The following is a 9375-nucleotide window of genomic DNA, read 5'->3' as shown; positions in this document are numbered from 1 at the left end:
CGGCGGAAGGGCCCCGCCGCCCGGTCCCTGAGCAAGACCGGCCGACGGGGCCCTTCCGCGCCCCCACCCGCTACCGACTACCGACTACTACTTCCGCTTCCGCTTCTCGCGCACCCGCACCGAGATCGAGATCGGCGTACCGACGAAGCCGAACTCCTCACGCAGCCGGCGCTCGATGAACCGGCGGTAGCCCGCCTCCAGGAAGCCGGACGCGAACAGCACGAAGCGCGGCGGACGGGTGCCCGCCTGGGTGCCGAACAGGACGCGCGGCTGCTTGCCGCCCCGGATCGGGTGCGGGTGGGCGGCCACCAGCTCACCGAGGAAGGCGTTCAGCCGGGCCGTGGTGATGCGGGTCTCCCAGCCCTCCAGCGCGGTCTCGATCGCCGGAACGAGCTTCTCCATGTGCCGGCCGGTCTTCGCCGAGACATTGACCCGGGGGGCCCACTGCACCTGGACGAGGTCGCGCTCGATCTCGCGCTCCAGGTAGTAGCGGCGCTCCTCGTCGATCTGGTCCCACTTGTTGTAGGCGATGACGACGGCGCGCCCGGCCTCGACGGCCATCGAGATGATCCGGGTGTCCTGCTCGGCCAGGGTCTCGCTGGCGTCCACCAGGACGACCGCGACCTCGGCCTTGTCCAGCGCGGCGGTGGTGCGCAGCGAGGCGTAGAAGTCGGCGCCGGCGGTCAGGTGGACCCGGCGGCGGATGCCGGCGGTGTCGACGAACTTCCAGGTCTTGCCGCCGAGCTCGATCATCTCGTCGACCGGGTCACGGGTGGTGCCGGCCAGCTCGTTGACGACCACCCGCTCCTCGCCGGCGACCTTGTTGAGCAGGCTGGACTTGCCGACGTTCGGCCGGCCGATCAGCGCGATGCGGCGCGGGCCGCCGGGGGCGGCGTCGCCGAAGGTCTGCGGCGGGGCCTCGGGCAGCGCGGCCATCACGGCGTCGAGCAGGTCGCCGGAACCCCGGCCGTGCAGGGCGGAGACGGGGTACGGCTCGCCGAGGCCGAGCGACCAGAGGTAGGCGGCCTCGGCCTCGGTGGACGGGCCGTCGACCTTGTTGGCGCAGAGCACGGTCGGCTTGCCGGCCCGGCGGATGATCTTGATCAGGGCCTCGTCGGTGTCGGTGGCACCCACGGTGGCGTCGACGACGAACAGCACCGCGTCGGCCTGCTCGATGCCGAGCTCGGCCTGGGCGGCGACCATGGCGTCGATGCCGAGGACGTCGATCTCCCAGCCGCCGGTGTCGACGACCTTGAAGCGGCGGCCGTTCCAGGTGGCCTCGTAGGTGACGCGGTCGCGGGTGACGCCGGGCTTGTCCTCGACGACGGCCTCGCGACGGCCGATGATGCGGTTGACCAGGGTCGACTTGCCGACGTTCGGGCGGCCGACGACGGCCAGCACCGGCAGCGGGGCATGGCCGCCGTCGCCGAGGCCATCGAGGTCGTCGAGGTCGAAGCCCTCCTCGGCGGCGAGCGCCATGAACTCGGCGTAGTCGGCGGCGTCCAGCTCGCCGTGCCCGGCGGTGGAGTGCTCTGCGGTCATGTTCGTACTGTCCGTTTCCCGGCCCGGCCCTTCCCAGGGACGTGCCGTGCGTACCTGCCCCTCCGGGGCAGCGCGAATGGTTTCGGGTGCCACCACGGCACCCCGGTTCATCGGATGATCGACCGGTCCACCGGTCGACCACCGGGGCCCGTCCAGTCGACGGGCCCGTCCTCAGACGGCCGAGAGCGCCGACCCGGCCCGCTCCGCCACCAGCGCGGTGATCCGGTCGATCACCTGCTCCAGGGTGAGCGCGCTGGTGTCCACCAGGACCGCGTCCGCGGCCTGGGTGAGCGGCGCGGTCGCCCGCGAGGAGTCCGCCGCGTCCCGGCGCGCCAGGTCGGCGGCCATCGCGGTGATGGTCGCCTCGTCGACGCCCTTGGCCCGCAGCTCGGCGGCCCGGCGCTCGGCGCGGGCCGTCTCGGAGGCGGTCAGGAAGACCTTGACGGTGGCGTCCGGGAAGACCACGCTCCCCATGTCCCGGCCCTCGGCGACGATGCCGCGCTCGGCGACCCCGGCGCAGCCGCGCTGCAGCTCGACCAGCCGGGCGCGCACCGCCGGCACCGCGGCGACGGCGCTGACGTGCGCGGTCACCTCGGGGCCGCGGATCGGGCCGGAGACGTCCCGGCCGTCGACGGTGATGGTCGGGCCGTCCGCGTCCGTGCCGGACACGATCACCGGCTTGCCGCACGCGACGGCCACCGCCTCCGGGTCGTTCACGTCGACCTCGTTGGCCAGCATCCACCAGGTCATCGCCCGGTACATGGCACCGGTGTCCAGGAAGCTCAGGCCCAGCCGGGCGGCGACCGCCCGGGAGACGGTCGACTTGCCGGAGCCGGAGGGTCCGTCGATGGCGACGACGACCGGGGCGTGCGCTCGGTCGGCAGTTTCCACGGCGCGAACCTCTCTCTGAGTCTCTGAGCATGGCTACCCGAAGCACGGGGAAGCCGGGGATGGTCTCCCACAAGGTTAATGGACCGCCGCCCGACCCGAACCCGCCGGTAGCCGGCCCTCCACGTCAGTCCCGCACGCTCCATCCGCTCGCCCGCAGCGTCGCCGTCAGCGGCCGCACCGCGCCCGGCGCCACCGACAGCTGGACGAAGCCCACCTGCTGCCCGGTGGAGTGCTCGATGTCGACGTCCTCGATGTTCACGCCCGCCGCGCCGACCTCGCCGAACAGCCGGCCCAGCTCGCCGGGCTGGTCGCCGAGGACGACGGCGACCGTCTCGTACCGGGTGGGCGGGGCGCCGTGCTTGCCGGGGATCCGGGCCTGGCCGGTGTTGCCGCGCCGCATGACCGCCTCGATGCCCGCCGCGCCGCCCCGCCGCTCGGCGTCCTCCTCGGCCTGCAGCGCGCGCAGCGCGGTGACCGTCTCGCCGAGGTCGACGGCGACCTCCGCCAGCACGTCGGCGACCGCGCCGGCGTTGGCGGAGAGGATGTCCACCCACATCGCGGGGTTGGAGGCGGCGATCCGGGTCACGTCCCGCACGCCCTGGCCGGAGAGCCTTATGGCGGTCTCGTCGGCCTTCTCCAGCCGGGCGGCGACCAGCGAGGAGAGCAGCTGAGGGGCGTGCGAGACCAGGGCCACCGCGCGGTCGTGCGCCTCGGCGTCCATGACGATCGGCACCGACCCGCAGAGCGCGACCAGTTCGAGGACGGCGTTCAGCGTCTCGGTGTCGGTGTCGGCGGTCGGGGTCAGCACCCACGGCCGGCCCTCGAAGATGTCCGCGCGGGCGGCCAGCGGGCCGGAGCGCTCCCGCCCGGCCATCGGGTGGCCGCCGATGTAGTGGACGGTGTCGCAGCCGAGCGCGGCGATCTCGCTGCGCGGGCCGGCCTTCACGCTGGCGACGTCGGTGTAGCAGCGCGCCAGCCCGCGCCGCTGGCAGTCGGCGAGCACCTTGCCGACCAGCGCCGGCGGCACGGCGATGATCGCGAGGTCCACCGGCCCTTCGGCGGGCTCGGTGGTCCCGGCGCCCAGCGAGGCGGCGGTGCGGGCGGCGTCCGGGTCGGCGTCCTCCAGGTGGACGGTCAGACCCCGTCCGGTGAGGGCGAGCGCGGCGGAGGTGCCGATGAGTCCGGTACCGACGACGGCGGCTGTGCGCATGGCGGGGTGGCTCTCCTCACGGAATACGCGGAACAACGGAACAACGGAACAACAACGGAACTACGCGGAACACGGGCACCCACACGGCACACGGCCGACCGGGCCGAACGCGTCGCGTCGAACACGTCGGACGCGTCGAACACGGCACACGGTCGCCTGCGTGGCACAGGTCGGCACCCATCCTCCCCCATCACCACCGCCGCCCGTGCCGCAACCGCGTCACCGCCCCCGGCCGTCCCCCCTCACGCGGCCGCGCCACCGGGGCGCCCGCCGCGCCGCCCGCCCGCCGCGCACGCGGAAAACCGGCGACGCGGGCGCCGCCGCACGGCAGGATGGGCCGCCGACGGTACGCGACGAAGGGGTTGGCCGGGTGAACGATCAACACAGCAGCGACCAGCATCGACCGCACGACGACGGCACGGAGAGCACCGGGAGCGCCGGGAGTACCGGGAGCACCGGGCACCGGCCGGTCCCCGCCGTCCCCTCGGTGCTGGACTCCGTGGTCGTCCACGCGGCCGGCGCGGTCTGCCGCCGCCGGGCCCGGGCGGTCCTGCCCCCGGACGGACGGCTCCGGCTGACCGGCCTGCCCGACACGCTCGACGCCCACTCGCTGCGCGCCCGGGTGCTCGCCGGCCCGGCCGGCACCGCCGTCACCGAGGCCCGCCTGGAGGCGGTCGCCGAACTCCGCGAGCCCTCCGAACTGCCCGGGCTCCGCCGCCGGCTGGACGCGGCCGAGGAGCACGCCGAGGCCCTGCGGGAGCGGCACCGGCTGGTCCAGGACGCCATCGCCCAGACCTCCGGGCTGCGCGCCGTACCGCCGCCCCGCCACCGCGACGAGCCGCTGCGCCGCACGCCCGCCGACGCCTGGCTGGAGCTGGCCGAGTTCGTCGACGAGCGCCTCACCGCCCTCCACGAGCGCGCCGGACGGCTCGCCCACGAGATCGAACTCGCCGACCACGAGACGCGGGTGCTCGGCGACCAGGTCGCCCGGCTCTCCCCCGAGGAGCGGCACGAGACCGTCCAGACCACGACGACGGCCCTGCTGACCCTCACCGGCCCCTCGCAGGACACCCCAACCGAGCTGGACATCGAACTGGAGTACACCGTCCAGGCGGCCCGCTGGGTGCCCTCCTACCGGCTCTCCTACCGTCAGGGCGCCGACACCGGCCGGCTCCTGCTGCGCGCCTCGGTCGCCCAGCAGACCGGCGAGGACTGGACCGGCGTCCGCCTCGCCCTCTCCACCGCCGACCTCGACCGCCGCACCGACCTGCCCAAACTGCGCTCGCTGCGGATCGGCCGCAGCCAGCCCGCCCCACCGCCCTCCGGCTGGCGCGAGCCTCCGCCCGGTCTGGCCGACCTGTTCACCGGCTACGACGCGGCCGGCCCCCGCCCGGCGCCGTTCAACCCCGGCCGGGTACCCGGCGGGTCCGCCCGCCCCGTCCCCGCCGCCGAACCCCGGCTCGCCGCCCCGGTCAGCCCGACCGTCACCGCGGTCCCGCTCCCGCCGCCGCTCGCCGCCCCCGCACCGCAGGTCCCCGGATCCGCCCGCGTCCGCGCCGGCGGCCTGCGTTCGGCTGACGAGGCGCCCGCCTTCGCCGGCTACGGCGGGCCCCCGCCCGCCCCCGGCGCCTCGTTCTCGGCCGAGGAGAGCCTCGCCAGGTTCGAGGCCCCCGCCCCGTTCACTCCCCCGCCCGGCCCGCCGGTCCCGGACGAGCGGCTGCTCGACTACCCCGCGCTGAAACTGGTCGGCCCGGACTCCGCCGCCGACCGGCGCGGCACCCTGCGCCCCCAGGCCCGCCCGCGCACCGCCACCCACCCCGCCACCGGCCTGCAGCGCCTCCCGCTGCCGCACCACGCCGTGCCACCGCGCGTCTCGGCCGGCTCCTTCGACCACCGCTTCGACACCGTCGCGCCCGCCGACCTCCCGTCCGACGCCACCTGGCACACCGTCACGATCGGCGCGATCCCGGTCAGCGTGAGCCCCGAGTACGTCACCGTGCCGGCCGTCGAGGAGCGGGTCTACGCCACGCTGGTGATCACCAACGCGACCGCGCGGGCCGTGCTCGCCGGCCCGGTCGAGGTGACCGTCGACGACGAGTTCCTGCTCACCGCCGCCCTGCCCACCCTCGCCCCCGGCGGTGTGCGCCGACTGGGCATCGGTGTCGCCGAGTCGGTCGAGGTGACGCGCCGTACCGAGCTGCGCGAGTCCACCGCGGGCATGCTGAACAGCAGCACCGTGCTCGACCACCGGGTGCGCGTCGAACTGGCCAACCGGCTCGGCCGCCCGGTCACCGTCGAGGTCCGCGAACGGGTGCCGGTCAGCTCCGACGCCGACATCCGGATCGAGGAACGCCCCGGCTGGCACGCGCCGGACGAACCGTCCACCGAGTGCCCGCCCAGCACCCGGCTCCGGCGGGTCGAACTGCCACCGGGCGGCCGGGCCGAACTGGACGGCGGCTACCAGATCAGAATCCCGGCCGGAAAGGCCATCGTCGGCGGAAACCGGAGGAACTGAACGATGAGCACCGCCCCCCTCCCCGACACCACCCCGCTCCCCGGCGCCGCGCGTCCCGCGACACCGCTGCCGGTCACCGCCGTCACCTGCCTGGAGGACCGCGCCCAGGTCGAGCGCACCGCCACCGCGGAGCTGTCCGCCGGCGTCCAGCGGCTGCGGCTGGGCCCGCTCACCGCGCTCGCCGTCGACCGCAGCCTGCGCGCCGAGTCGGACACCCCGGGCGTGCGGGTCCTGGACGCCCGGATCACCCGGGTCTGGACGCCCCGCGCCCCGCTGCCGCCCGGCCCGGAGGACTCCGCGCTGCGCCACCGCCTGCACGCGCTGGACGAGCGCCGCCGCTCCGGGGAGCAGCTCGCCGACCGGCTGGAGGCCCGGCTGGCACTGCTCGCCCAGCTCTCCGCCGACCTGCTGCGCGAGGTCGGCGAGGGCGCCGGCGTCGGCGAGGTCGAGCGCACCCGCTGGCACCGCGAGCTGAACCGGGTGGACGCCGAGCGCGAGCGGTCCGCCGAGGAGCTGCGTGCCACCCGCGCCCGGCTGCGCGAGCTGGAGAAGGAGCGCCTGGCGGCGCTCACCGCCGTCGACGAGGCCGAGGAGGAGCCAGCCGAACTGCTCGCCCACGTCGAGCTGACCGTCGAGGCCGGGGAGGCCGGGCCCGCCCGGCTGACCGTGAGCCACCTGGTGCCGTGCGCGCTGTGGCGGCCGTCCTACCGGGCCACCCTGGCCGAGGGCGTGCTGCGGCTGGAGTCCGAGGCGGTGGTCTGGCAGCGCACCGGCGAGGCGTGGACCGGCGCCCGGCTGACCTTCTCCACCGCCCGCTCCGCCCTCGCCACCGAGCCGCCGGCGCTCGCCGAGGACGTGCTGACGCTGCGCGAGCGCACCGCCGAGGAACGGCGCACCGTCGAGGTGGAGCTGCGCGAGGAGACGATCTCCGAGCTCCGGCCGGGCGCGGACGGTGTGCTGCCGGGCGTGGACGACGGCGGCGAGGTGCGGGTGCTGAGCGCCCCGGCGCCGGCCACCGTGCCCTCCGACGGGCGGGCGCACCGGGTGCCGCTGGGCTCCTTCGAGGGCGCCGCGCACAGCGAGTACGCCTGCGCGCCGGAGCTGTCGCCGCTGGTCACCCAGGTGGTCCGGTTCCGCAACACGGCCGGGCACCCGCTGCTCGCCGGGCCGGTCGAACTGGTCCGCGGCAGCGGCTTCACCGGGCGCGGGCGGCTGCCGTTCACGGCACCGGGCGCCGACGCGGAGCTGTCCTTCGGCAGTTCGGACGGCTACCGGGTGGTGCGCGAGACCGACGAGCGCCGCTCCACGGCCGGGCTGAGCCAGCGTTCGGTGACCACCCGCACGGTGCGGCTGCACCTGTCGAGGTTCTCCGGTCCGGAGGAGCGGGACGAGCAGGTGGTCGCGGTGCGCGAGCGGGTGCCGGTCTCCGAGGTGTCGGCGGTGGAGGTGCGGCTGCGCAAGGAGGAGTGCTCGCCGGCGCCGGACGCCTTCGACGCGGAGGGCGTGGTCCGCTGGGACGTCCCGCTCGGCCCGGGCGCCCGCCGCACGCTCACCCTGGTGTACGAGGTCTCCGCCTCCGGGAAGGTGGCGGGCTTCTGAGGGACAGGCCCTAAAGGCGGGCCGGGCCCGGGCGGCGCGGACCGCTGGGCCCGGCCGGAGCGGGTACAACAGGAGCATGATCCTGCACCTCGCCCCCCTGGACGACTGGCTGGCCGATCCGGGCCGGCCGTACGCGACCGCCTCGCTGCTCACCGACGGGTTCATCCACTGCTCGGCCGACGAGCGGACCGCGCTCGCCGTGGCCAACGCCTTCTTCGCCGACGCCCGCGAACCGCTGATGGTGCTGCTGATCGAGGAGTCGCTGGTGGAACCGATGGTCAAGTGGGAGGCCCCGCACGGCGCACCGCCGCCCGGGGCCACCCCCGGTGTGCTGTTCCCGCACGTCTACGGGCGGCTGAACCGCACGGCGGTGGTCGGTCTGGAGAAGGTCGAGCGCGGTCCGGACGGGCGCTGGGCGTCGCTCTCCCCGTGGAGCTGACGCCCCGCGTCCGGGACGGGCGCGCTACAGCCAGCCCCGCTCCCGGGCCGCCATCCCGGCCTGGAAGCGGGTGGTGGCGCCCAGCTCGCGCATCAGCGACTGGAGCCGGCGCTGGGTGGTCCGGGCGCTCCAGCCGAGCGAGCGGGCGATCGACTCGTCGGTGAGGCCGGCCGCCAGCAGCCCGAGCAGCTTGCGGTGGTCGGCCTCCGGCTCCAGCGCCCCGTCGCCCGCGCCGATCGCGGCCTGGAGCTGGACGGCGCGCTCCCACTCGGCCTCGAACAGGGTGTCCAGCGCCTGGAGCAGCGCCGAGGGGTGGATGACGTAGGCGGCGTCGAGGACGCTGTCGCCGACGCTGATCGGGATGATCGCCATCCGGTCGTCCGACATGACCATCTTCATCGGGAGCACCGGGCGGACCCGGGCCTCCTCACCGTCGGCGACCCCGGCCAGGATGTTCTTCTCCAGCCGGCCCGGCCAGGCCACCGCCTCCCGGTCGTAGATGGTCCGGAACCGCACGCCCTCCGTGAGCCGCTGCCGCTGCAGCGGGATGTTGGCCACCGGGTCCTGGATGTACGGCGGGCAGTCGAAGCCGCGGATCTGGTACTGGCTGGTGCCGGTGATGTGCTCCAGCCGCTGGGCGATCGCCTCGCCGCCGGTCAGCACCTCGACCGAGTGGGCCGGGTCGGTGTAGCGGGAGGCCTCCCTGAAGGCGTCCATCAGCCGGTGCATCTCGGCCCTGGCGTGCCGCAGTTCGGATTCCCGGTGGCCGATCAGGGTGCCGATGGCGACGTCCGGGGCGACCGGCAGGAACCGCTGCCGGTCCACCGGGGCGCGAGTGGCCATGCCCTGCTGGGAGAGCCGGTCCAGGGCCCGCGCGCTCTGCTGGAGGGTCAGGTCGCAGAGCACGGCGAGGTCCTCGGCCGTCGACTGCGGGTTGGCCACCAGCGCCGCGTAGACCCGGCCGTCCGGTCCGGCCAGTCCCAGAGCGCTGAGTGGTGCATCGGACACGGCGTCGCTCCCCGTTCGCCTCGCGCCCCGCGCCGGGTGGCGCGGTCCCGCCACCCGGCGGGTCGTTGGCAGGTGGCAATCCTCGGCCACGGATCATCGGGCTGACAAGACGATCAACGCCGATGCGGCCCGCCTCACAGCAGGACCCGCCGAACGACGGAGGGGGGGCGC

General features: G+C 75.4%; 7 protein-coding genes. 3 read left to right on the top strand and 4 right to left on the bottom strand.

Going from position 1 to position 9375, the window contains the following annotated elements:
• Positions 1-87: 87 nt before the first annotated feature.
• The 3 genes from der to ABD308_RS30555 form a co-directional block, all read right to left on the bottom strand.
• Positions 88-1542 (bottom strand): ribosome biogenesis GTPase Der, encoded by a 1455-nt coding sequence (gene der, locus ABD308_RS30565; RefSeq protein ID WP_344342139.1) that lies wholly within the window; start codon positions 1540-1542, stop codon positions 88-90.
• Between the two features lie 171 nt (positions 1543-1713).
• A complete protein-coding gene (gene cmk, locus ABD308_RS30560; RefSeq protein ID WP_344342131.1) occupies positions 1714-2433 on the bottom strand; it encodes a (d)CMP kinase in 720 nt (239 codons plus the stop codon).
• A gap of 124 nt (positions 2434-2557) precedes the next feature.
• Positions 2558-3643, bottom strand: coding sequence for a prephenate dehydrogenase (locus ABD308_RS30555; protein ID WP_344342125.1), 1086 nt, complete (start codon positions 3641-3643; stop codon positions 2558-2560).
• A gap of 370 nt (positions 3644-4013) precedes the next feature.
• Here ABD308_RS30555 and ABD308_RS30550 point away from each other — a divergent pair, with 370 nt between their 5' ends.
• The 3 genes from ABD308_RS30550 (at position 4014) to ABD308_RS30540 (ending at position 8196) form a co-directional block, all read left to right on the top strand.
• On the top strand, positions 4014-6158 hold the full coding sequence (locus tag ABD308_RS30550) for a DUF4139 domain-containing protein (protein ID WP_344342118.1): 2145 nt from the start codon (positions 4014-4016) through the stop codon (positions 6156-6158).
• Positions 6159-6161: 3 nt separating this feature from the next.
• Positions 6162-7757 carry a mucoidy inhibitor MuiA family protein gene (locus ABD308_RS30545; protein WP_344342115.1) on the top strand — a complete coding sequence of 532 codons (1596 nt, stop codon included), beginning with the start codon at positions 6162-6164 and terminating at the stop codon, positions 7755-7757.
• Positions 7758-7833: 76 nt separating this feature from the next.
• Positions 7834-8196, top strand: coding sequence for a DUF952 domain-containing protein (locus tag ABD308_RS30540; protein WP_344342112.1), 363 nt, complete (start codon positions 7834-7836; stop codon positions 8194-8196).
• Positions 8197-8220: 24 nt separating this feature from the next.
• Here ABD308_RS30540 and ABD308_RS30535 read toward each other — a convergent pair whose 3' ends face one another.
• Positions 8221-9204 carry a transcriptional regulator gene (locus tag ABD308_RS30535; RefSeq protein ID WP_344342109.1) on the bottom strand — a complete coding sequence of 328 codons (984 nt, stop codon included), beginning with the start codon at positions 9202-9204 and terminating at the stop codon, positions 8221-8223.
• Positions 9205-9375: the final 171 nt, after the last annotated feature.

The sequence above is a fragment of the Kitasatospora putterlickiae genome, from assembly GCF_039527695.1.
Taxonomy (GTDB): domain Bacteria; phylum Actinomycetota; class Actinomycetes; order Streptomycetales; family Streptomycetaceae; genus Kitasatospora; species Kitasatospora putterlickiae.
Note: the sequence above shows the minus strand (reverse complement) of the source record. Positions and strands in the feature narration are given on the sequence as shown.